This is a genomic window from Oceanobacillus sp. CFH 90083, assembly GCF_009389585.1.
Classification (GTDB): Bacteria; Bacillota; Bacilli; order Bacillales; family Amphibacillaceae; genus Oceanobacillus.
In genome coordinates this window covers 408539-430117 of sequence record NZ_VIYG01000002.1, presented here as the reverse complement: position 1 = coordinate 430117, position 21579 = coordinate 408539, and the positions used below count along the sequence as shown (strand labels likewise).

Annotated in this window: 20 protein-coding genes and 1 pseudogene; 15 read left to right on the top strand and 6 right to left on the bottom strand. The window is 39.8% G+C overall.

Annotated features, from left to right (window positions below; genetic code table 11):
* The first annotated feature begins 30 nt into the window (after nucleotides 1-30).
* From rpiA to FLK20_RS04500, 4 genes are all read left to right on the top strand, one after another.
* Nucleotides 31-705, top strand: coding sequence for a ribose 5-phosphate isomerase A (rpiA, locus tag FLK20_RS04515; RefSeq protein ID WP_152655368.1), 675 nt, complete (start codon nucleotides 31-33; stop codon nucleotides 703-705).
* Nucleotides 706-731: 26 nt separating this feature from the next.
* Nucleotides 732-1682, top strand: coding sequence for a sugar kinase (locus FLK20_RS04510; RefSeq protein WP_152655367.1), 951 nt, complete (start codon nucleotides 732-734; stop codon nucleotides 1680-1682).
* A gap of 12 nt (nucleotides 1683-1694) precedes the next feature.
* Entirely contained in the window at nucleotides 1695-2309 is a 615-nt protein-coding gene (hxlA, locus tag FLK20_RS04505) for a 3-hexulose-6-phosphate synthase (RefSeq protein ID WP_152655366.1), read from the top strand.
* Nucleotides 2310-2502: 193 nt separating this feature from the next.
* Complete coding sequence (locus FLK20_RS04500; protein ID WP_152655365.1) at nucleotides 2503-3465, top strand: Gfo/Idh/MocA family protein; 963 nt, start codon at nucleotides 2503-2505, stop codon at nucleotides 3463-3465.
* 123 nt (nucleotides 3466-3588) lie between these two features.
* Here FLK20_RS04500 and FLK20_RS04495 read toward each other — a convergent pair whose 3' ends face one another.
* Nucleotides 3589-4059 (bottom strand): Hsp20/alpha crystallin family protein, encoded by a 471-nt coding sequence (locus FLK20_RS04495; RefSeq protein ID WP_152655364.1) that lies wholly within the window; start codon nucleotides 4057-4059, stop codon nucleotides 3589-3591.
* A gap of 495 nt (nucleotides 4060-4554) precedes the next feature.
* Here FLK20_RS04495 and FLK20_RS04490 point away from each other — a divergent pair, with 495 nt between their 5' ends.
* From FLK20_RS04490 to purU, 4 genes and pseudogenes are all read left to right on the top strand, one after another.
* Entirely contained in the window at nucleotides 4555-6408 is a 1854-nt protein-coding gene (locus tag FLK20_RS04490) for a TcaA NTF2-like domain-containing protein (protein WP_194165517.1), read from the top strand.
* A 205-nt stretch (nucleotides 6409-6613) separates the two neighbouring features.
* Nucleotides 6614-7272: pseudogene (locus FLK20_RS04485) on the top strand (RNA-guided endonuclease TnpB family protein).
* Nucleotides 7273-7284: 12 nt separating this feature from the next.
* Nucleotides 7285-7482 carry a zinc ribbon domain-containing protein gene (locus tag FLK20_RS22205; RefSeq protein WP_370453158.1) on the top strand — a complete coding sequence of 66 codons (198 nt, stop codon included), beginning with the start codon at nucleotides 7285-7287 and terminating at the stop codon, nucleotides 7480-7482.
* Between the two features lie 118 nt (nucleotides 7483-7600).
* Nucleotides 7601-8494 (top strand): formyltetrahydrofolate deformylase, encoded by an 894-nt coding sequence (gene purU / locus FLK20_RS04480; RefSeq protein ID WP_194165525.1) that lies wholly within the window; start codon nucleotides 7601-7603, stop codon nucleotides 8492-8494.
* Nucleotides 8495-9051: 557 nt separating this feature from the next.
* Here the strand turns inward: purU and FLK20_RS04475 are convergent.
* Together FLK20_RS04475 and pdxR are read right to left on the bottom strand one after the other, a co-directional pair.
* On the bottom strand, nucleotides 9052-10467 hold the full coding sequence (locus FLK20_RS04475; protein WP_152655361.1) for an alanine/glycine:cation symporter family protein: 1416 nt from the start codon (nucleotides 10465-10467) through the stop codon (nucleotides 9052-9054).
* A 208-nt stretch (nucleotides 10468-10675) separates the two neighbouring features.
* Nucleotides 10676-12079, bottom strand: a complete 1404-nt coding sequence (gene pdxR / locus FLK20_RS04470) for a MocR-like pyridoxine biosynthesis transcription factor PdxR (protein WP_152655360.1) — start codon at nucleotides 12077-12079, stop codon at nucleotides 10676-10678.
* Between the two features lie 108 nt (nucleotides 12080-12187).
* Between pdxR and pdxS the strand changes: the two genes are divergently transcribed.
* The gene (gene pdxS, locus FLK20_RS04465; RefSeq protein ID WP_152655359.1) at nucleotides 12188-13078 is read left to right on the top strand and encodes a pyridoxal 5'-phosphate synthase lyase subunit PdxS; all 891 of its coding nucleotides are present in this window, start codon (nucleotides 12188-12190) and stop codon (nucleotides 13076-13078) included.
* Nucleotides 13079-13104: 26 nt separating this feature from the next.
* On the top strand, nucleotides 13105-13707 hold the full coding sequence (gene pdxT, locus FLK20_RS04460; protein ID WP_152655358.1) for a pyridoxal 5'-phosphate synthase glutaminase subunit PdxT: 603 nt from the start codon (nucleotides 13105-13107) through the stop codon (nucleotides 13705-13707).
* Between the two features lie 358 nt (nucleotides 13708-14065).
* Here pdxT and FLK20_RS04455 read toward each other — a convergent pair whose 3' ends face one another.
* Genes FLK20_RS04455 through coaW form a run of 3 tightly spaced genes read right to left on the bottom strand, consistent with a single transcriptional unit; the run spans nucleotide 14066 to nucleotide 16220 of the window.
* On the bottom strand, nucleotides 14066-14332 hold the full coding sequence (locus FLK20_RS04455; RefSeq protein WP_152655357.1) for a DUF3006 domain-containing protein: 267 nt from the start codon (nucleotides 14330-14332) through the stop codon (nucleotides 14066-14068).
* Nucleotides 14333-14347: 15 nt separating this feature from the next.
* Nucleotides 14348-15394 carry an MBL fold metallo-hydrolase gene (locus FLK20_RS04450; RefSeq protein ID WP_152655434.1) on the bottom strand — a complete coding sequence of 349 codons (1047 nt, stop codon included), beginning with the start codon at nucleotides 15392-15394 and terminating at the stop codon, nucleotides 14348-14350.
* A 34-nt stretch (nucleotides 15395-15428) separates the two neighbouring features.
* Nucleotides 15429-16220, bottom strand: a complete 792-nt coding sequence (gene coaW, locus FLK20_RS04445; RefSeq protein ID WP_152655356.1) for a type II pantothenate kinase — start codon at nucleotides 16218-16220, stop codon at nucleotides 15429-15431.
* A 457-nt stretch (nucleotides 16221-16677) separates the two neighbouring features.
* Here coaW and FLK20_RS04440 point away from each other — a divergent pair, with 457 nt between their 5' ends.
* From FLK20_RS04440 to FLK20_RS04420, 5 genes are all read left to right on the top strand, one after another.
* Nucleotides 16678-17301: a 5-bromo-4-chloroindolyl phosphate hydrolysis family protein gene (locus FLK20_RS04440; RefSeq protein WP_152655355.1), complete on the top strand. Its 624-nt coding sequence runs from the start codon at nucleotides 16678-16680 to the stop codon at nucleotides 17299-17301.
* A 12-nt stretch (nucleotides 17302-17313) separates the two neighbouring features.
* Nucleotides 17314-18477: a toxic anion resistance protein gene (locus FLK20_RS04435; protein ID WP_152655354.1), complete on the top strand. Its 1164-nt coding sequence runs from the start codon at nucleotides 17314-17316 to the stop codon at nucleotides 18475-18477.
* 244 nt (nucleotides 18478-18721) lie between these two features.
* Nucleotides 18722-19300: a TetR/AcrR family transcriptional regulator gene (locus tag FLK20_RS04430; protein WP_152655353.1), complete on the top strand. Its 579-nt coding sequence runs from the start codon at nucleotides 18722-18724 to the stop codon at nucleotides 19298-19300.
* 46 nt (nucleotides 19301-19346) lie between these two features.
* On the top strand, nucleotides 19347-20165 hold the full coding sequence (locus FLK20_RS04425; RefSeq protein ID WP_152655352.1) for a purine-nucleoside phosphorylase: 819 nt from the start codon (nucleotides 19347-19349) through the stop codon (nucleotides 20163-20165).
* Between the two features lie 168 nt (nucleotides 20166-20333).
* A complete protein-coding gene (locus FLK20_RS04420) occupies nucleotides 20334-21557 on the top strand; it encodes a NupC/NupG family nucleoside CNT transporter (RefSeq protein ID WP_152655351.1) in 1224 nt (407 codons plus the stop codon).
* Nucleotides 21558-21579 lie beyond the last annotated feature (22 nt).

Sequence of the window (21579 nt, the reverse complement as noted above, 5' to 3'; positions counted from 1 at the left end):
AGGGTTTGAAGGGGAAGAGGTGTTAACATAATGGAAATATCCGATAAGCAGCATGCTGCAGAAAGAGCAGTCGAGTATATTAAAAATGGTATGATTCTGGGCATCGGATCTGGTTCAACGGTAAACTATATGCTGAAACAGCTTGCCAGACGTATAGAAGTGGAAGGGATTCAGATTAAAGGAATTCCTGCTTCCAAAAAATCGGAGAAATTAGCCAATGAACTTGGTATTCCGCTGACGACCTTTGCGGAGCACAGCCATATAGATCTGGCAATCGATGGGGCTGATGAGATTGATGAGCAGCTCCATTTATCTAAAGGTGGCGGCGGATCACTGGTTCGTGAAAAAATGGTAGATAGTATTGCCGATTATTTTATTGTGATTGCAGGTGCGGACAAGCTCGTGAAAAAGCTAGGAGCATTTCCTTTGCCCGTTGAGGTCGTTCCCTTTGGCTGGGAAGTAACAGAGAAGAGGCTTCAAAAGCTTGGCTGCAAAACAAGCTTGCGATATCAAGAGGATAAAACATTTATATCGGATAATGGCAATTATATTATCGATTGTCAATTTGAAACGATTGCGGAACCAGAAAAACTGCATCAGGAGATAAAGTCACTGCTCGGTGTAGTAGAAACAGGAATATTTGCCAATATGGCAGATGAAGTAATTATTTCCGAGCAAGGAAATTTACGATCAATGAAACGATAGAAATACATTTTGGAGGGAATAGCAGGATGAACGATGTGATAACTTTAGGAGAAGCAATGATAGTCTTTAACCCGGAGGCAACAGGTCCGATGAAATTTGTCAACGGTTTTAAAAAGCATATTGGAGGTGCGGAGCTTAATGTTGCTGTCGGCTGTTCCAGACTCGGTTTGAAAACGGGGTATATCAGCCGGCTCGGTAATGATGAATTTGGCAAGACGATTCTTACCTTTGCAAGAGGCGAAGGGGTCGACGTGAAAGAAGTAAATCTAGCTAATGGCTACCCTACATCATTAAACTTTAAAGAAATCATGGAGGATGGCAGTGTTAAAGTCTTCTTTTATCGTGATAAGTCACCTACATTAACCATGCAGCCGGAAGAATTAAATGAAGCGTATATTAAAAATGCGCGGGTACTGCATTTGACAGGCATTTTCCCAGCTATTGGCGGAGATAATCTGGAGGTCATGATGGAAGCCATTCGACTGGCGAAAAAGCATGGTGTGAAAATTTCCTTTGACCCAAATATTCGTCTTAAAATGTGGACCAAAGAAGAAGCAAGGGAAGTACTATTGCGTATCCTTCCGCATGTAGATATTTTACTCACCGGTGAGGATGAAATGGATATTATTATTGGAGAGAGTGATCCGGAAGCAATTATTGAGAAAACAAAGGAATTTGATATTCCAACCGTGATTATTAAACGCGGAGAACTTGGCTCTGTCGGCTATCATCAAGGAAAAACAATCAATGCAGATCCTGTGAAAGCTGCCAAAGTTGTTGATACAGTCGGTGCAGGGGACGGATTTGATGCCGGATTTCTCTACGGTTATTTAAATGATTGGGAGTTAGAACGCTGCTTACACTTTGCTAATACCATTGGTTCGATGGTTGTCGGTATTGCCGGAGATAATGAGGGTCTTCCATACTATGAGGATGTTCAGGAAAGACTGGGAGAAGTAGAGCGTATTGAACGTTAAGGAGGAAATACATTGAGGCTGCAACTGGCTTTGGATAGATTATCAAGAGCAAGGTGTATTCGTCTGACAGAGGATACAAAGGAATATATCGATATTATTGAAATTGGTACAGGAGTTATTAAAGAGTATGGCATGTCGATTGTCCGTGAAATGCGTGAGCTTTTCCCGGATAAAACGATTTTGGCAGATATGAAAACCTGTGATGCAGCAAAGCATGAGGTAAAACAGGCGTTAGAGGCAGGAGCAGATATAACGACAGTGATGGCTTTCTCAGCAGACGCATCCATTAAAGATGCCTTGGCGGAAGCAGAAAAGCTTGGCGGGCAAATTATGATTGATTTATTAGGGGTTCCATCAAGGCAGCGTGTAGAAGAATTAGCAGCGTTAGGAGGAAAGCTGGTAAGTCTCCATGTTGGAAAGGATCAGCAAAGTACAGGAGCTTTTCATAAAGATTTATTCGGGTTGACAGAAGGAACGAATTTAATGGTAGCCGTTGCCGGAGGGATTAATGAAGATTCAATGCCAGACATCGTGGAGAAAAATCCGGATATTATTATTGTCGGCAGTGCCATAACAGGGCAGGAAAACCCGCAAGTGATCGCAAGGAAATTAAAAGCTTATCTGTAAAATATTTTCCGAAGAATAACACAGGCTGTGGAAACCTGTGTTATTCTTATATTAACGAATAGGATAGTGAGCTTCTTATTCTGGTTCATCTACTACAATCTACTGCCCTTTTTAAATTTTAGCGAGTTTTAGTATAATGGAATAAATAGGTGAGCTTCAAAAAGTTATTAAACCACAAGAAAGGTTGATTCGTATGAGACTAGGTACAATAGGATCAGGCAAAATTGTCAAAGAGATGCTGCGGGCAATTGAACCGATTGAAGAAGTAACCTGTGTTGCTGCATATTCCAGAAAGCAGGAAACAGCAGATGCATTAGCCGGAGAGTTTCAAATTCCGAAAACCTATACATCTTTGGAAGAATTTTTTGCTGATGAAGACATGGATGCAGTATATATTGCTTCGCCAAATAAACTGCACACGGAGCAAGCGCTGCAGGCTTTAGCAAGTAAAAAGCATGTTATTTGTGAAAAACCATTTACACCAACCGCAGATGATGCCAGAAAATTAAAAGAAGCGGCAAAACAAAATAATGTGTTTGTGTTCGAGGCAGTACCGACATTATTTTTACCTAATTTCCTGGAGCTGTCTAATCATATTGAGCGACTAGGACCAATTCGGTTAATTCAATGTAATTATAGTCAATATTCCAGCCGTTACGATCAATTAAAAGCTGGAGAAGTGACCAATATTTTTGACCCTGCATTTGCTGGCGGGGCATTAGCAGATATCAATGTTTATAATTTGCATTTCGTATTGCGTTTATTTGGCAAACCGTCAGAGGTTGTCTATAAAGCAAATTTATTTGAAAATGGCGTGGATACGTCAGGGATTGCTTTACTCTCTTATCCGGGCTTTCAGGCCAGCTGTGTAGGAGCGAAGGATACGACTGGTGAAAATTTTGTCTCTATTCAGGGAGAAAAGGGGTATATGTACATTAAGCCCGGTGCAAATGGCGCGAAAAACGTGAAAATCACGATTGATGGAAAAACAAAGGATATCTCTGTTAAGCAGGATCGTGCACGGCTTGCTTATGAATTCATTCATTTCCATCGAATTATCAGTCAAAATGAGGAAAAAACATTTGAAGGATTAATTGATCATACGATTACAGTTGCTGAAGTGCTAGAGGATGCACGCAGCCAGGTCGGATTATAGAATGAGCTTTATCGCCGTATCCAGTGTGATACGGCGTTTTTTGCGTTTAGAAAGAAATCATTTTAATAGAGGAACAATCAATGGGAAAAGAGTGAACCTGCTTATGGCATGCTCTGTTTCAAGTTAGTCTTCAATATCTACAATATGAGATGAAATGGCTTGCTTTGGGATAGTTATGATTAAAATTCCATTTTCAAGGGTTGCTGTTATACTATTTTTTGGTATATTAAAAGGGAGAGTGATAATACGCTCTTTCCGCTCGATGGATTTTTTATTTATATCTTCTTTTTCTGTCTGTAATGATAGGCTTTCGTCTTTATTTAATGTTATTTTTAGTTGATTTCCTATTATTTCAATTTGAATATCTTGCCGGCGGTATCCAGGAACTTCTGCTTTTACATAAATGCTCTTCTCTTCTTCGATTACTTCTGCGGGAAAATCATTAAGTATCTGCCCCTGGAAAGATTTAAAGGAACGGGAAAACAAATTATCCATTCGATCAACAAACTCTTGAAAGGGGGTAAAATCAATATTCCAGTTCTCAGGGAATACTTTTTTCTTATCAGAACGGGGATTATGCTTATCGGAATCCATCAAAAAACCTCCTTACGATGATGTTTGATCTTTGTTTCATGTTAGAAAGCCCATACATGATGCTGGTCTAAGTTTGTATGGAACTGTTTTTTTATTAATATTGATAGACTATTCTATGCAGCTGGTATCAAAGCTGTGCGAAGAAGTATGATTAGAACTAATGTTGGAATTTTCTGTACATATGAAGTTATAAAAACCAAATTTTTAGGGGGAGAATTTAATTGCCGAACTTGCGTTGAGGCAATCAGGAGAAGCAGCGACCTTTTTTCCTTCATACAAATAAAAGATCTTTAACAAAATATAATATAGAGGAATTAGGGACACTCTTGCTGTGATACAGCGAACCTTGATTTAGAGGGTGATTTTCCCGATAAATCTTAGTTGAACGAATCAGGAGAAGAAGGGTCCGTTTTCCCTCATATAAATAAATCATTATTAGCAAAGTGTAAATAGAGGGATTTACGGACACTTGTGATAAAAAGGGGAGAAGATAGATTGAGTAAATTTTGTAGAGAATGTGGCAAACCAATTGCAGATGAAGCTCAGTTTTGCAAGCATTGCGGAACAAAGGTAAACAAAGAAGCTGCCGAAAAAAAAGCTCCGCTGCCTGCAGAGATGGAAAAAGGTTCTGCTGGTAATAAGGAAGAGGATATGAAAAGCGGGCATCCATCCAGACAGGCAAGTAAAGAAAAGAAGCCTATGTCCAAAAAGAAAAAAATACTGACCGGGATAATTGGTCTGCTTATATTATGCGGCATAGGTTTAGGTGTTTGGGGAAATGCTTATTATTCCGGAGAAAACACTGCCAAGCGCTTTGCCAATGCATTAGCTGAGGGAGATGCAGATGCAATCCAAAATATTGTAAGTATGGATGGCAAGGAGCTTTCTGATGCGGAAGCACAGGCAATAGCAGGTATGAGGGAAGAAGATGATTTTGCTTTTATAAATGACGCCGATCCAGATGGGGTATTTGCTGAGCTTCCCATTTTTGAGATAGAAGAATCGGACGATAAGGCATTTTTGTTCTTTACACAATATCATGTAGAAGCTGAGCCGCAATATGTTACGGTTTTTTCCAGTGTGGAGGGTGTAAAGACAACGTTTAATGGAGAAGCATTTGCAGAGAATGCTATATCCTCTGATTCTATAGCATATGGTCCTTTGGCTCCTGGTGTTTATGAGGCAGCAAGCCATTTTGCAACCGATTATGGAGAAGCGGAAAAGAGTCAGAGCGTTCTTTTAATACATGAGAATAACCGCTATGATTCTGAATTAGAAGTGGGTAAGGTTACTTTTGAAACATCCAGCAATTACAATTTACCTTATCATTCGCTGCAATTGCTGATTAATGAAGAACCATTGGATATAGAAATGAATGAAGAACTGGTAGAGGCGGGTCCGTTATTACTTGATGGTTCGATGGAAGTAACAGGTATGGTGGAAACAGGCTGGGGAGATATACAAATTGATCCAATCGCTATTACAGACCAGCATCAGGAGATAGCTATCGACTTACTAAATGATCAGCTGAAGGAGGAAATATCTCCAGTAATCATCTCCTTTAGTGAGGATTATGTAGAAGCTCTAGCTAAACAGGATGCATCCGTCATTGAAAATATTTCGAAAGCATTGCAGGAAACATTGGAGTATGACCTTTTCAGTAATTCTGATGGGAATGGATTTAGTGGCAGGCTGGATGAAGTAGGCATCAGTTTTACAGATATGACAAATGTAGAAGAAGCTGTGTATGAAATGCCTGCCCAAATCAAGATGACAGGAACATACGATCAAGACGGGGACCCAAAGGAGATTGTGAAGGATGCAGCCTTCCAGCTTCAATATAATGAAGATGATGCAGAGTGGGAAATATTTTATTTTAATGAAAATTATTATAGGAGCGGATCTGAATTAGAATTTTATGATGTATCCGGTGAAGAATTTGAGGGTGTTGTTTCTGAGGATGCAGATCAGGATGAAAATAGTGACAGTTCAGAGGATGCGGATATTGCTGATATAGAATCACTTGTTGAAAATTATGTATATGATTTAGTTGACGCAATTAATACAGGTGATTATGGTCAGGTGGCAGGGAGTATTGCCTCTGGAAGTGATTTTGAGGCAATGCAGCAGGATTTGGTTGAACGATTATACGATAATGATTTGACGCAGGAGGTAATATCCATGTCTGTAGAAGGTGTGGAAGAGCTTGATTCGGAGACATGGATGGTGACAACAAGTGAAACGATTGAATTAACCTATGCCAGCGGCAGCACAGAAACAGAAGATTATCAGTGGACGTATACAGTAGAATTAACCAATGAGGGCTTTCAAATAACAAATTTGGAATAATCGATACGGCCAGGGAAAACTCCTGGCTGTATTTATAATTATAAAAATACTTGACTTGGCATCCACTTATCCGATAGTCTATACTTTATCACAAACAAGAGAGAAAATTCCCTCTTCAAGCGCATGAAGGACATAACTCAAGGCGGTAAGCCTAAGGACAAGGGCTGGTTTTTGCTATCTCTATTGTCTGAAAAGATTCGAACAAGTGTTCCTTTTTTGTGGTTTCATTTGGTATAATGGACAGGAGGAGGTGAGAAGTCATGAAAGTAAAAAAAACATTTCATTTTCGGGTCTATCCAAACAAAAACCATATGCCAATGGAAATATTGCCATCTTGGATAAACATATCAAACTGCCCAAGCTCGGACTTGTTCGTTTAGCCAAAAGTCGTAAAGTGGAAGGCCGACTTATAAATGTAACTGTCAGGCGTAACCCATCAGGTAAATATTTTGTTTCGATACTAGTTGAAACGGAAGTCGGGCACCATGAAAAAACAGGTTCATCGGTAGGCATCGATGTAGGATTAACCAATTTTGCAACCCTTTCAGATGGAACCGTGTATGAAAACCCGCGATTTTTCCGGACATTAGAAAAGAAGCTGGCAAAAGCGCAGGTGATTCTGTCAAGACGACAAATTGGCATAAACAAAAAAGAAAAGTGGCTCGAATTCACGAAAAGATTGCGAATGCAAGAAAAGATATGTTGGATAAAATCTCTACTGATATTGTCAAAAACCACGACATTATTGGTATAGAAGATTTGTCTATCAAAAATATGCTCAAAAATCATCATTTTGCGAAAGCCATTAGCGAAGTATCATGGTCAGCATTCAGAAAGATGCTTGAATATAAAGCTGACTGGTAAGGTAAGCGGGTTGTGGCGGTTGCGAAAAACTATCCATCCAGTCAGCTATGCTCCCATTGTGGACACAAAAACAAAGACGTTAAACATCTCGCTTTGCGTGCATGGACGTGTGAAATATGTAAGTGCCATCACCAGAGAGATCTTAACGCAAGTATCAATCTTCGTAAGGAAGCATTGCGATTAACCGCAGGGACTGCGGGGATAGCCTAATCCATAACTGACCGATTGGTTGGTGTTCTTAGGAATCCTCCACTTCAAGCAACCCTTAAGGTTGATAAGTGGGAGTAGTTCAAGAATATAAATGAAGTGAGGAAATTAGACAGTGAATATGTATACAGATAAACGGGCAGATTTTTATAAAGACCGTTATGAAAATAGAGCAAGATTAATTATTAAATGTCCTGATCAGCCGGGAATTGTGTCTGCAATCTCTACATTTTTATGGAACCAGCAGGCAAATATTGTATCCTCTAATCAATATACGGCAAATCCAAAAGGTGGCGAATTCTTTATGCGCCTTGACTTTGAATATCAACCGGGGACAGATATGGAAAAGGTAAAGCAGGAATTTCAGGAGGTTGCAGGTCGTTTTCAAATGGAATGGCGCTTAAGTCTTGTCCATGAGCTGAAAAATATTGCAATTTTTGTTTCCAAGGAGCCGCATTGCTTATTAGAGCTGTTATGGGAATGGCAAAGCGGTGATTTAATGGCAAATATTCCAGTGGTTATCAGCAATCATGAAAATTCTAAGGAAATGGTGGAAGCTTTAGGAATTGATTTTTACTATCTGCCGATTACGAAAGAAACAAAGCTGGAGGTCGAAGCGAAGCAAAAGGAAATCTTGGAGGATTACGATATTGATTTAATTATTTTGGCAAGATACATGCAAATTCTCTCCCCGACATTTGTGGAAGTGTTTAAAAACAGAATTATAAATATCCATCATTCTTTCTTACCGGCATTTATCGGGGCAAAGCCGTATGAACGTGCTTTTGAAAGAGGCGTGAAAATGATAGGTGCGACTTCACATTATGTCACAAATGATTTGGATGAAGGACCAATTATTGAGCAGGGAACAGAGCCGGTCGGTCATGAGCATAATGTCGATGATTTGAAAAAGATCGGGCAGTCGATTGAACGCCGGGTGCTGGCACAGGCTGTTAAATGGCATCTGGAAGACCGGATTATTGTTTATGGAAATAAAACGATTGTATTTGAATGATGGGAAAAAGGGAATGCTGCTAAAATAATAAACAGCATTCCCTTTTCTTTTTTTAAAGAATAAGAAAGCATATAAAAAATGCTGAAGATAGCCGCTCCAGAAATACACGCCGCTTTCCGTGGGCCCCGAGCTCATCTCCTTGAAAAAAAGAAGTGCACTTTTTTCCTGCGGAGGCATACAGGATGTATGTCAGTTCGGTGTTGCGACAGGACGTCGCGAACTTAACCGAACTTCCTTTTTTCCGTTCTGCGCATTCCCACAGGAGTCTCCGTGTATTTCTTCTGGGACTGCGATTACTCGCCCCATCAAAAAGAGTCGCTAGAATTAGTTTGAATTCTTTGTAAGAAAGCAAAAGAAACATATTTCTTCAAAGATGGGAGCGAAGGGAAGTCGACCCCTGCGGGAAAAGCAACAGGTGAAGACCCCGCAGGAAGTGTTCTTCTTCCGAGGAGGCTGAGGCGTTGCCCGCGGAAAGCGACTTCCCGTAGCGGACATCTCCATGGCAGGAACACCAGTGTTTTAAAGACCAAGTGATTTTCTTGGTTTTTCTTATTCTTTTATTGCTTTTCTGTTTCCCGTTTCCAGCATTCGATCCCAGTTTGGTCATCCAGCGTATCTTTATAGAAGACAGGGTCTTTGCCTTCTTTTCGCTGTTTTACATAATCCTGTAATAAAATATTAGCTTTCTTAAACAGAACCGTAATCGCAAAGAGGTTAAGCAGCGCGAGCATTGCCATGAAGATATCTGCTAATAACCAAACAAGATCGAAGGATGCCAATGTACCGAAAATAACCATTAGTATTGCAGCGATTCGGTACAGGAATATCATTACTTTGGAATTTTTAATATAAGCCAGGTTGTTTTCTCCGTAGTAATAATTTCCAAGAATAGACGTAAAAGCAAATAAGAAAACAGAGATAGCAACAAATACACCAGCCCAATTTCCTAACATTTGAGTGAAGGCTGCTTGTGTTAAAGCAATTCCATCTGCCTCACTTCCTGCAAAACCGCCGGCAGACAGAATAACTAAACCCGTTGCGGTACATACAAGCAATGTATCAAAGAAAACGCCCAATGCCTGCACTAATCCTTGCTTCACCGGATGACTTACATCTGCGGTTGCTGCAGCATTTGGTGCTGCCCCCATTCCAGCTTCATTGGAGAAAAGTCCGCGGCGGATACCGAGCATAATTGCAGCTCCAAAGCCACCACCGGCAACTTCACGAATACCAAATGCATTTTCAAAAATGAGTACAAACATATCTGGAATGGCAGTGATATTTAATGCAACAATAATCAGGGCGAGCCCGACATAGATAATTGCCATGAAGGGAACAATAATTTGTGATACATTGGCAATACTTTTTAAACCGCCAAAAATAACTGCTGCTGTAAGAATTGGCAGGATAATTGCAATCCAAACCGGGTTGACATTAAACTGTGAGTCAAATGCGATACTTATCGTGTTGGATTGAACGGAGCTGAAAACAAATCCATACGTAAAGGTAATCATGATTGCAAAAAGAATACCGAGCCAGCGTTTATTCATTCCTTTTTCCATATAATAAGCAGGACCGCCGCGATATTGATTATTATCTTTTTCTTTGTACAGCTGTGCCAGTGTACTTTCGACAAAGCCGGATGCTGCACCGATAATCGCAATAACCCACATCCAAAATAAAGCACCGGGTCCTCCTAATGCGACAGCAGTTGCTACACCCGCCATATTACCAGTACCTACCCGGGAAGCGGCGCTAATTGCAAATGCTTGGAAAGAACTCGTCCCCTTTGCTCCGGATGCATCATAAGAGCGTTTATCGAATACGACACGAAACATTTCCGGCAGTAAACGGAACTGAACGAATCTAGTCCTGACAGTAAAATAAATACCTAACCCGATTAACACAACAATCAGGATATAGGTCCATATAAAATCATTAAAATGATTTAAGAGCGTTTGAATGGAATCCATTATCATTTTCCTTTCTAATTAAAAATCACTTCTTGACTCTGTGATGATATATACAAAGACAATATATTATAGCATAGATTTATGATGATTCCATTATTGTTTAAAAAATGAAATAATTATAAGTGAATCTTGAATAAGGGTATTTTCCATTCGAAAATAACTTCTTATTCCATAGGAAGATGCTTTCTATGAAATAAGAAGTTTTCCATTATAGCTGGAAGATGGTAATAACATGCTTCACTGCCTCTTCTATTTCTTCTTCTCTCATTCCTGCGAAGCCAATCACGAATTGAGGGTGGGAGACAATCACATTTTTGGAGGCATAATAAGAAATAGGATAAAGCTTGATTCTCTCCTGTTCTGCCCGCCGGAGGATTTCTTTTTCTGTTAATCCATTGCGTACCTCACAGACGACATGCAGTCCAGACTGCTCTCCCAGGAGCTGAATTGAAGGCTTATAAGGTTCAAAAAGCTGGTGGATAAACTCAAATTTTCTTCTGTATATTTTCCGCATCCGATTAAGATGCTTTTCAAAATGCCCAGTTTGAATAAAGCGGGCAAGTATATGCTGATCGATTCGCGATACCGTAGACTGCTGAAAGGTGAGCCTGTTCCGATATTGCTCCAATAATTTTTTCGGCAGAATCATATAGCTGATTCGCAGTGATGGAATGAGAGACTTGGAAAAGGAGCCTAAGTAGATAACATGGCCGCTTGCATCCATTTTTTTCATTGGAGGAATTGTTTTTCCGGTATAGCGAAATTCACTATCGTAATCATCTTCAATAATATAACGGTCCTCGCCTTCATTTGCCCATTGCAGCAGCTGGCTGCGCCGATTAATCGAGGTAACTGTTCCATATGGGAAATGGTTAGAAGGGGTGACATAGATATAATCAGGCTCCAGGAGGCGGACTGCTTCAATGGAAACTCCTTCTTCATTCATATCTAACGGGCGGCCTAAGAAGCCAAAATGTGTGATTAATTTTACCATCAACTGATAACCGGGATCCTCGATACCAAATATGGTAGAACGGGGGAGCAGGGAAAGAAGCTGCTGCATTAAAACCTCAATTCCTGCTCCGACCACGATAGTGTCCGGATCACAGTCAATCCCGCGGGCATGATAAACATAATGTGCAATAGCTGCACGCAGCTGTCTGTCTCCTTGACCGTCACCAAGTAAGAGTAAATCATGATGTGATTCATCAATCACTTGCCGGTTCAAACTTCGCCACACAGAAAAGGGAAATGCCTCCGTATCAATTTTATTTGGAGAGAAATCAAATAGAATAGACGGTTCTTCATCGGCTTTGGATATCTGCTTTTCAGGTGCGGATGCGTGCTCTACAAATTCCAAATCTCCATGTGCAAGCACATAAAATCCCATTCTGGGCCGGGATGTAAGATAACCTTCTGCAATAAGCTGTTCAAAAGCAGTTTCTACCGTATTTTGACTTACCTCTAAATGATTGGCGAGCTTTCGCTTAGAGGGGAGCTTCTGTCCATATGGAAGACGCTCCTGTATAATTTCCTGCTTAATAAATTCATAGAGCTGTTCGTATAAAGGGGTGTCTATTGTTTTATCTAAATGAACGGATAATAGATCCATTTTTAGCCTCCTCTGACCTCGTTAAATGATAAGAAATTGGCACTTTCATTCATGTCATGTTCTTTTTATAATAATAAAAAATAGCAAAAGAAGCTAGGGGGAAATAAAATGACAGAACGATTAACTGGTACAGAACGCGTAAAAAGAGGAATGGCACAGATGCAAAAAGGCGGCGTCATTATGGATGTTGTGAATAAAGAGCAGGCGAAAATTGCTGAAGAAGCGGGTGCTGTTGCAGTAATGGCGTTAGAGAAGGTTCCATCTGATATCCGTGCGGCAGGCGGTGTGGCAAGAATGGCTGATGTCAGTATTGTGGAAGAGGTCAGGGATGCGGTATCAATTCCAGTCATGGCGAAAGGACGTATTGGACATATTGTTGAGGCGCGCGTATTGGAAGCATTAGGTGTCGACTATATTGATGAAAGTGAAGTACTTACACCGGCAGATGATATATTCCATTTGGATAAGAAACCATTTACTGTTCCATTTGTTTGCGGCTGCCGTGACCTTGGAGAAGCAGCCCGCAGAATTGGTGAGGGAGCTTCGATGTTGCGGACAAAAGGAGAGCCTGGAACGGGAAATATTGTTGAAGCAGTTCGCCATTTACGTGAGGTACAATCACAGGTAAGAAAAGTTGTACATATGAACGAAGATGAGCTGATGACAGAAGCTAAAAATCTCGGTGCGCCGTTTGAAGTATTATTACAAATTAAAGAAGCAGGCAGATTACCAGTTGTAAACTTTGCCGCTGGCGGTGTTGCAACCCCGGCAGACGCTGCCTTGATGATGGAGCTGGGAGCAGATGGCGTATTTGTCGGTTCTGGTATCTTTAAATCAAATAATCCGGCGGAATTTGCCCGTGCTATTGTGGAAGCAACAACAAATTATCAAGACTATGAAAAAATTGCAGCACTTTCTAAAGGCTTGGGAGAAGCAATGAAAGGGATTGATATGAAAACATTACGTCCTGAAGAAAGAATGCAGGATCGCAGTTTTTAAGTCTGTTTGATAGAGGAGTATGCAGAATGAGTAAGCAAAAGTATAGAATAGGGATTCTTGGTATGCAGGGTGCAATAGCAGAGCATGCTGATCACTTACACCATCTGGGTCATGAGTCCGTGCTGATAAAAAATAAAGAGATGCTGGAAGAGATAGACGCTTTAATTATTCCAGGGGGAGAAAGTACAGCTATTTGGCGTTTAATGCGGAAAAATAATCTTATCGAAGCTGTTCAGCAATTTGCGCACTCCCAAAAGCCGATTTTCGGAACCTGTGCAGGGCTTGTTTTACTTGGAAAAGATCAGGCTGAAGCAGAGGAATCAACAAAGCTTGGGCTGATGGATATTCAAATTAAAAGAAATGGATTTGGCAGGCAAAAGGATAGTTTTGAGGCAGATCTAACTGTTAAGGGAATGGAAGAGCCGTATCCGGCAATATTTATACGTGCGCCATATATTGAAGCAGCTGGTGAAAATGTAGCAGTTTTAGCGACATATGACAATAAAATAGTGGCTGCGAGAGAAGATAATCTACTCGTAGCGGCTTTTCATCCGGAATTGACAGATGATACCAGGTTTTTAGAGTTATTTCTTGAGATGGTGGAGGAGAAGACGGTATCTCCAGTTTAATAAAGAAAGCTTGGTAAACCAAGCCTGAAAAGGCGCAGGTTTACCTTAGCTGGGACTGGGGCTGCGATTATTCGTCCTACCGAAAAAAACATTGCACTTTCATCGACTAAGTACAGTCACGTCGTGTGACCAATGTAAATACCTGGATATCGTGTCCGTCGTACTTTATTCCTTAAATTCTTTATACTTAAAGTGTGAAAAAAGCAGTACTCCTGTTTTATACAGGGGTGCTGCTTTTTTAGATGAAGAACATATTATATAGATTCTTTTTATTCAGGAAGAATCACATCCAGCATATAGATCAAACTCTAGAAGTTTGTGCTGTCACTCCTAATGCCAGCTTGATTCACAAGCATAGCTATTTCCTCCTTTTCAGCTTACTCCCTTTTTTCCGGTTTAGTAAAGCCTTGCGAAGGTCGTTTGATTTTTGCTTATTCTGATGATCACTATCCGGGTCAAGGGAAACCTCTGAATGTGTATTTTCCTCTGAAGCTTTTATATTTACCATTGATTTTACTGTACATTCTTCAGGAAGCTTATTCGCTGGTATGTGGATTTCCCGATTTTCAGCTTCGATTAAAATAACAGCTATATCTCCTTCGAAACGGTCGATGATTCCTTTCATTGCTATCCAACTCCTTTAAAAGCTGCAAACGAGACCTTCTGATTTTATATCTGCAAGCCTGCTTGGGCCCAAGCCATTTATATCTTCAAGTGCATCAAAATGATTAAATGGGCGTTCATCTATAATTTGCTCTGCCCGTTCGTCGCCAATATGAATAATTTCCGTTAATTCCTCTTTAGAAGCACTATTGATATCAATACAGCTGTCTTTTACAGGCTCCTGATCTGTATCAATCGAATAGGTTTCGCCATCTGTTATTACAACAATTGTGCCATCAACGTCTGTTCCATACCACTCTATATTTTGATCATTTAATAAGGTAATAACCTCCGGGCTTGGATGGCCATAAGAATTTCCCTCACCGGCACTATATATCGCAATTTGCGGCTGAACAGCGTCTAAAAAGGCGGGATCGGTTGAAGTTTTAGATCCATGGTGTCCCAAATGTAAAAAGGTGCTTCTAAGGGAAAAAGTCTCCAGCATCTCTTTTTCTTCCTTTACGCCAGCATCTCCAGTAAGTACAAAAGAAACCTGACCGTAAGCTAAACGAATGCTAACTGACTCTTCATTTGCTTTTCCGGATATATCTGTAGGGTACAATACTTCTAATTCGATTGGCCCCAATTCATATTCTTCTCCAGTGCGTGGTTCATGATACCCAATGCCCTTGGATAAAATTTTCTCCATCGCTGTTTGATATGTATTAGATGTACTTTCATTACCAGACATCCAAACCTCATCGACAGCAAAGTGATCCAGTACATTGGAAAGCTGACCAATATGATCGGCATCCGGATGACTGATGATAATCAGATCAATGGCAGTGATTCCCTGAGCTTCTAAATAAGGAACCACTTCATTACCCTGCCAGTCCCCCGTGTCAAAGAGAATAACCGTTTTTTCGTCATCCTCCTCCAGTATGAATAAGGTAGAATCACCCTGCCCAACATCAATAAAATGTGCTGTGAAATCACCTTCTGCTGCATCAGATTGAGCAGCGGCACCTGGCTCTGTGTTACAGCCTGCCAGGATAAATATCATTATTAAACTAACATAAATCATTCTTTTCAAAACGCTATTCTCCTTTGTGTTTGTTCTATTTTCTATAATATAATGCGCCTATTGCACCAGCATGACTGCCTTTTTCTAAAAAAGTCAAGTTAAAATCCAGCATGCTTTCAAAGGAAGCGATGACTTTCTTTAACAGGGAATTTCCAGATAAAGCGCCACCGATCATAACAACTTCTTTTGTTCCGATAGATTTTGCTGCTGCGACGGCGAGTAATACGATTGTTTCGCCAATCAGCTGTGTTAAAGCTGCCAGCTGGTCTCCGGGCGAAATGGAATTATCGAGCTGATCCTTTCCAAAATTCGCTGCTGTCAAGGAGGCATCAATAGGAGAACTGCTGAATGGATAGATATCTGAAACCATTAAATCACTTTTTGTCCGGTCTCCTTTAGAGGCTAAATCTACTAAGGTATGGTAATCAGCAGTATTTGCAATAATTGCCCCCAGTCCGGTAAACATACCGCCCCCGACTCCTGTTCCGGATAAGCGTTCTTTTTTATGAAAAAAAGAGGTGCCTGTACCGATATTTACTAAAAGATAATTCACGTCAGGCAGCTTGTTTTCTTCCATTAATAAGTAATTTGTTCCTTCTATCACACATTCAAATTCCTTGAAGATAGAGAAGGAAGGCTGATATTTTTTTAAAGCCTCGGCTCTGCCGCCAGTTACTTGAAGTGCTGTTTCCGGAGCAAGCGTCTTTAACCATGGAATAAGCTGATCCATTTGATTGGAAGGATATGTTTTTAAACGGAGTCTGCTGCCTTCCTCATATGCAATTTTTAGTAAAGAACCGCCAGCATCGATACCAATTTGTTTCATTAAACTGCCCTCCAATAAGTGAATTTACTAAAGTCTTTATGCTATTATATCATCTTACGAAAGAGAACAACTGTTTCTGTATGCTGATTTCTATTTTAAATAGAAAAAATATATGGAAATAATTGTTTTATACCGGAATAAAAAGAAATTGAAACTTTTAAAACACTCATTCGTAATAGTATAATAAGAGTAAGGAAATAAAAAATCACATTTAAAATGGATTACACGCTATTTTACACTTTAAGAGGATGTTCAAAAAGTCCAATAAAAGTGACCCGGCGAATTTCTGCGTCACCTTGAACTTCTTGATCCTTTTTATCAAACTTTTTAAACACGAACTTTAAGAAATTATAGAGAACTTAAGGAATAAAGTATAAGCGTAACCAGGGCAATCCTGTGCCTTTCAGGCTTGGCTTGCCAAGTTTTCTTTACAATGATTAATTATAGAGGTGAGAATATGAGAGCGATATTGCAATTTTTAATGCAAAGCTTTGTTGGGGCTGCCAGCCTGACAGCTATATGGCTTATAAGCTTTTTTATATATGGACAGACGGTATTGTTAACAAGTCTTTTTGCTGCGATTGGCGGTGTATTGACCTATGCGGCGGCAAAACAGATTATGGATTATCGATTTGTTAAAAGTCAGGGATTGACCAAAAAAGAATATAAATTTATTGATACGAACTTAAAAGAAGCAAGAGGCAAAATATCACGCATGCAAAAAGCTCTGTTCAAAGTAAGATCTTTTCAGCATGCAAGAGAAAATTTAGCGATTGTAAGGACGGCACAAAAAATATATAACAATGCAAGAAGAGAGCCGGCACGATTTTATCAGGCAGAAAGTTTTTTCTATAATCATCTGGACTCACTTGTAGAATTATCAGAGCGTTACGCTTATCTTTCCAGTCAGCCCTCTCCATCGATTGAGATGCAAAAATCGTTGAAGGAGACCAGACAGACTCTGAATGCCTTTAGCCGGACGATAAAAAAAGATCTGCAAATAATGCTGCGGGATGATTTAGAAACGTTAGACTTTGAACTGGATGTAGCAAAGCAGACGCTGCGCCGCTCTAAAAAATAAGGAGGATTCTATATGACTGCAAAAGACCATTCTAATGATTCTATAAATGATTTATTAAACGATCCATTTGGTGAGAGAACAGGGGTTTCTGCGGATACTTCAAAACAGGATATAGAGAGTACGGGAGCGCCTAAGCTCGTTGACAGGCTTCCTGGTGAGCACCGTAAAAAAGCAGAGCAATTAGCGATGCAGATTGATACAAACAATCAACAGTCTTTAGTGAAATATGGTGTGGAAGCGCAAGCTAAGCTGCATCAATTTTCCCATGAGATGTTAGAGCATGTTCAAAAACAGGATGTCAGCCAAATTGGCTCAATTCTAACAGAGCTGATGAAAAAGCTCGAGGACATCGATCCGTCTGAATTACAGGAAGAAAAAACTGGATTTTTATCCCGTCTGTTTGGAAAACTGTCGAAATCAGTCAATGAGGTTTTATCACGTTATCAAAAGACGAGCTCACAGATTGACCGTATCAGTGTACGACTGGATCGTAATAAAGACTTACTATTGTCAGATAACCAAATGCTCGATAAATTATTTTCAACAAACCGGGATTACTACGATGCGTTGAATATTTACATTGCAGCCGGGGAATTGAAGGCGGAGGAAATTAATAACGAAATTATCCCGCAGCTTCGCCAAAAAGCCGAAGCAAGCGGGAGTCAGATGGATGTCCAGGAAGTAAATGATATGCTTCAATTTGTGGACCGGCTTGAAAAGCGGACGCATGATCTCCGGTTAAGCCGGCAAATAACGATGCAAAGTGCTCCGCAAATCCGTCTTATTCAAAATACGAATCAGGCACTGGTTGAAAAAATTCAATCATCTGTTTTAACGGCTATTCCTTTATGGAAAAACCAGGTAGCCATAGCCTTAACTTTGCTAAGACAACGACATGCAATGGAAGCGCAAAAGCAGGTATCACAGACAACCAATGATTTATTATTAAAAAATGCGGATATGCTGAAAGAAAATACAGTGGAAACAGCGAAAGAAAATGAACGTGGTCTGGTGGATATTGATACGCTGAAGCAGACACAGGAGAAATTAATGTCTACGATTGAAGAAACATTACAGATTCAATCTGATGGACGCAAAAAACGTAATGAGGCAGAAAAAGAGCTAATCAGCATGGAAGAGGAATTAAAAAATAAAATGCTGGAGTTTAAAGAATAGCGATAAAAACCAGATGAAATAGTCTGGTTTTTTATATTCTGTAAAATAAGGTTTCTTTTGTTTTACTAATAAAAGAACTTAAAAAATTGCATGATGTAAACGTTTAAATGTAATTGACAGCTCCACATGAATCACTTACTATTATTATGTAGACCGATTGGTTTATTTTTTATAAGCTTTAATGCTTTAAGATGATCGTATAAGAAGGACGAATACTTTCTAAAAAGGTAGATGTTTCTGTTCAATGAGAAAGAATACAAAAGATGACATCATTCGAGCAACTGCCTTGTTAATACAAGAAAAAGGCTATGTAGGTACAGGGCTGAAAGAGATTATAGAGCAGAGCGGAGCACCACGTGGTTCTATCTATTATCATTTTCCTAAGGGAAAGGAACAAATTGCTTTGGAGGCAGTTATATGGACAAAAGAAGTTGTCAGGTCTTTTATTCAGGAGGAGCTTGCTAAGCATGATGACGCATTGATAGCAATACAAGCATTTGTGTTAGACAGTGCAGATCGTTTTGAAGAAAATCGTTATTTTGTCGGAGTGCCGATTTCTGCGCTTATTTTAGAAACTGCTTCGACGAGTGAAAAACTGCGGAGATCTTGTGAGAAAGCTTTTGAAGCATGGTCTCAGGAATTTATGAAAAAACTCCAGGCAAACGGATATGAAACAGCGGCAGCTGAAAAGCTGGGGACGGTGATAAATACAATGATTCAGGGAGCCCTGGTAACAGCCTTGGCAAATAAACATGCTGCATCATTGCGTACCGTTGCAGAGATGCTGCCGTTTATTTTCAAGCAGCTGTTACCGCAGAAATAAATACTGCAGAGCTGTTGCACAATACATTTTAAGGAGGAGCTTTTAAATGCATCAGACACATCAAATTAAAGAAGCACGTGAATTTATTCAAGGTAAAACAGGATTAGTTCCAGAAATAGGCTTGATTCTTGGTTCTGGATTAGGCGGCTTGGCAGACGAATTAGAGGATGCCGTTGTGATTCCGTATGAAGAAATTCCTTATTTTTCAAAATCAGCAGCTGTTGGACATGCCAACCAGCTTGTTATCGGTACGTTAAAAGGAAAACGTATTGTAGCGATGAAGGGGCGTTACCATTACTATGAAGGATATTCATTAGATGAAGTAACTTTTCCGGTACGTGTTATCCAGGCGCTGGGTGCAGATAAACTGATTATTACCAATGCCTGTGGTGCGATAAATACGGATTTCAACCCGGGAGATTTAATGCTGATTACAGATCACATTAACCTGACTGGAACCAATCCATTAATTGGACCAAATAATGATGATTTGGGAACACGTTTCCCGGATGCTTCAGAAGTATATAATCGTGAGCTTCGTGATCTGGCAAAAAGCATCGCAAAAGAAAATGATATTACTTTACGGGAAGGTGTATACAGCTGGTGGAGCGGTCCAGTTTATGAGACACCGGCAGAAATTCGTATGATTCGGGTGCTGGGAGGCGATGCAGTCGGAATGTCTACTGTACCTGAGGCAATCGTTGCTGTACATGGCGGCTTAAAAGTACTTGGAGTCTCCTGTTTAACAAATATGGCGTGTGGCATCCTAGATCAGCCGTTAAGCCATGATGAAGTGATTGAGGTTGCTGCACAATCACGCAGTAAATTTGTCCAGCTTATTGAAGAAGTTATTCATCAAATGTAAGTTATGAAAAAGGAATTTATCGCAGTGTATCAAATTTTACAGTTGTAAAATAAATAAAGCTGGCAGGGGAAGATTAACTCTCATTTCAGGTATAAGAAATGAGAGTTAATCTCTATTGTTTAAGAAAGTTAAATTATCTTATCTAACAAACTACAAAGAGGTGTATTTGTGAATATTTTATGGGGCTTAGCAGGCTGTAGTGTTATTATTCTTATCTCATTTTTATTATCTGAAAAGAAAAAAAGTATTAATATATATACTGTCACCATAGGCTTTATTCTTCAAGTTATCTTTGGATATCTTGTTTTACAATGGGATTTTGGAAAAAGGGCGCTTGTAGCTATTTCCAATGCAATTAACGATATTATTAATTATGGTCAGGAAGGATTGAAATTTGTTTTCGGTCCGCTAGCAGGAAGTGGAGAAATTGCCATCTTTGCAGTAAATGTGCTGGGCATGATTATCTTCTTAACTGTGTTAATTGCCCTTTTATATCATTTTGGAATAATGCAGTATTTTGTCCGTTTTATCGGCGGATTGATTTCAAAAATGATGAAGACCTCCTATTCCGAATCTGCTGTTGCAGCTGCAAATATTTTTGTAGGGAACACGCAGGCTCCTCTCGTTATTAAACCATACATAGCCAATATGACGAGATCGCAAATATTTTCTTTAATGGTCAGCGGACTTGCTTCTGTGTCCGGAGCAGTAATGATTAGTTTAGCAGCTATGGGAATTCCATTAGAATATTTATTATCAGCAGCAATTATGTCAGCTCCTGCAGGAATTATGATTGCTAAATTTATGATTCCTGAAACAGATGAATTGAATCCAGATGAATGGAAAATTGCCCAGGAGTCCAAGAATTCGGGTAACGAAAGGACAAATATCATTGACGTTATTTTCACAAGCTCCCGTGAAGGGCTTCAGTTTGCCATCAATGTCGGTTTAATGCTAATGGCGTTTATCGGATTATTAGCTTTAATTAATGGTATTCTGGGCTGGGGCGGCTCTCTGGTCGGTTTTGAAAATCTTTCATTGGAGTTTATCTTGGGCTATTTATTTGCTCCAATTGCTTTCGTTATAGGAATTCCGTGGAATGAAGCTGTACAAGCTGGAAATTTATTGGCACAAAAATTTCTGCTTAACGAGTTTGTGGCATTTTCACAGCTTTCTTCCATGCTGGAGTCATTTTCAGATAGAACGGTTGCTATTTTAACGTTTGCGCTAAGTGGATTCGCCAATTTTGGTGCTGCCGGCAGTATTGTCGGAATGCTGTCCAACGTAGTACCACAGCGGAAGCATGAAATTCAGAAGCTCATGATGAAGGCGCTGATTGGGGCAACCCTGGCTAATTTACTGAATGGTGCTATCGTAACAATGTTTTTATAAAACAAACCTCCTTTATCATCCT

What these genes read in the sequence shown, in the direction of transcription:
- rpiA (WP_152655368.1), top strand. Translation starts at nt 31, where the DNA reads ATGGAAATATCCGATAAGCAGCATGCTGCAGAAAGAGCAGTCGAGTAT.
- FLK20_RS04510 (WP_152655367.1), top strand. Translation starts at nt 732, where the DNA reads ATGAACGATGTGATAACTTTAGGAGAAGCAATGATAGTCTTTAACCCG.
- FLK20_RS04500 (WP_152655365.1), top strand. Translation starts at nt 2,503, where the DNA reads ATGAGACTAGGTACAATAGGATCAGGCAAAATTGTCAAAGAGATGCTG.
- FLK20_RS04495 (WP_152655364.1), bottom strand. Translation starts at nt 4,059, where the DNA reads ATGGATTCCGATAAGCATAATCCCCGTTCTGATAAGAAAAAAGTATTC.
- purU (WP_194165525.1), top strand. Translation starts at nt 7,601, where the DNA reads ATGTATACAGATAAACGGGCAGATTTTTATAAAGACCGTTATGAAAAT.
- FLK20_RS04475 (WP_152655361.1), bottom strand. Translation starts at nt 10,467, where the DNA reads ATGGATTCCATTCAAACGCTCTTAAATCATTTTAATGATTTTATATGG.
- pdxR (WP_152655360.1), bottom strand. Translation starts at nt 12,079, where the DNA reads ATGGATCTATTATCCGTTCATTTAGATAAAACAATAGACACCCCTTTA.
- pdxS (WP_152655359.1), top strand. Translation starts at nt 12,188, where the DNA reads ATGACAGAACGATTAACTGGTACAGAACGCGTAAAAAGAGGAATGGCA.
- pdxT (WP_152655358.1), top strand. Translation starts at nt 13,105, where the DNA reads ATGAGTAAGCAAAAGTATAGAATAGGGATTCTTGGTATGCAGGGTGCA.
- FLK20_RS04455 (WP_152655357.1), bottom strand. Translation starts at nt 14,332, where the DNA reads ATGAAAGGAATCATCGACCGTTTCGAAGGAGATATAGCTGTTATTTTA.
- FLK20_RS04450 (WP_152655434.1), bottom strand. Translation starts at nt 15,394, where the DNA reads ATGATTTATGTTAGTTTAATAATGATATTTATCCTGGCAGGCTGTAAC.
- coaW (WP_152655356.1), bottom strand. Translation starts at nt 16,220, where the DNA reads ATGAAACAAATTGGTATCGATGCTGGCGGTTCTTTACTAAAAATTGCA.
- FLK20_RS04440 (WP_152655355.1), top strand. Translation starts at nt 16,678, where the DNA reads ATGAGAGCGATATTGCAATTTTTAATGCAAAGCTTTGTTGGGGCTGCC.
- FLK20_RS04435 (WP_152655354.1), top strand. Translation starts at nt 17,314, where the DNA reads ATGACTGCAAAAGACCATTCTAATGATTCTATAAATGATTTATTAAAC.
- FLK20_RS04430 (WP_152655353.1), top strand. Translation starts at nt 18,722, where the DNA reads ATGAGAAAGAATACAAAAGATGACATCATTCGAGCAACTGCCTTGTTA.
- FLK20_RS04425 (WP_152655352.1), top strand. Translation starts at nt 19,347, where the DNA reads ATGCATCAGACACATCAAATTAAAGAAGCACGTGAATTTATTCAAGGT.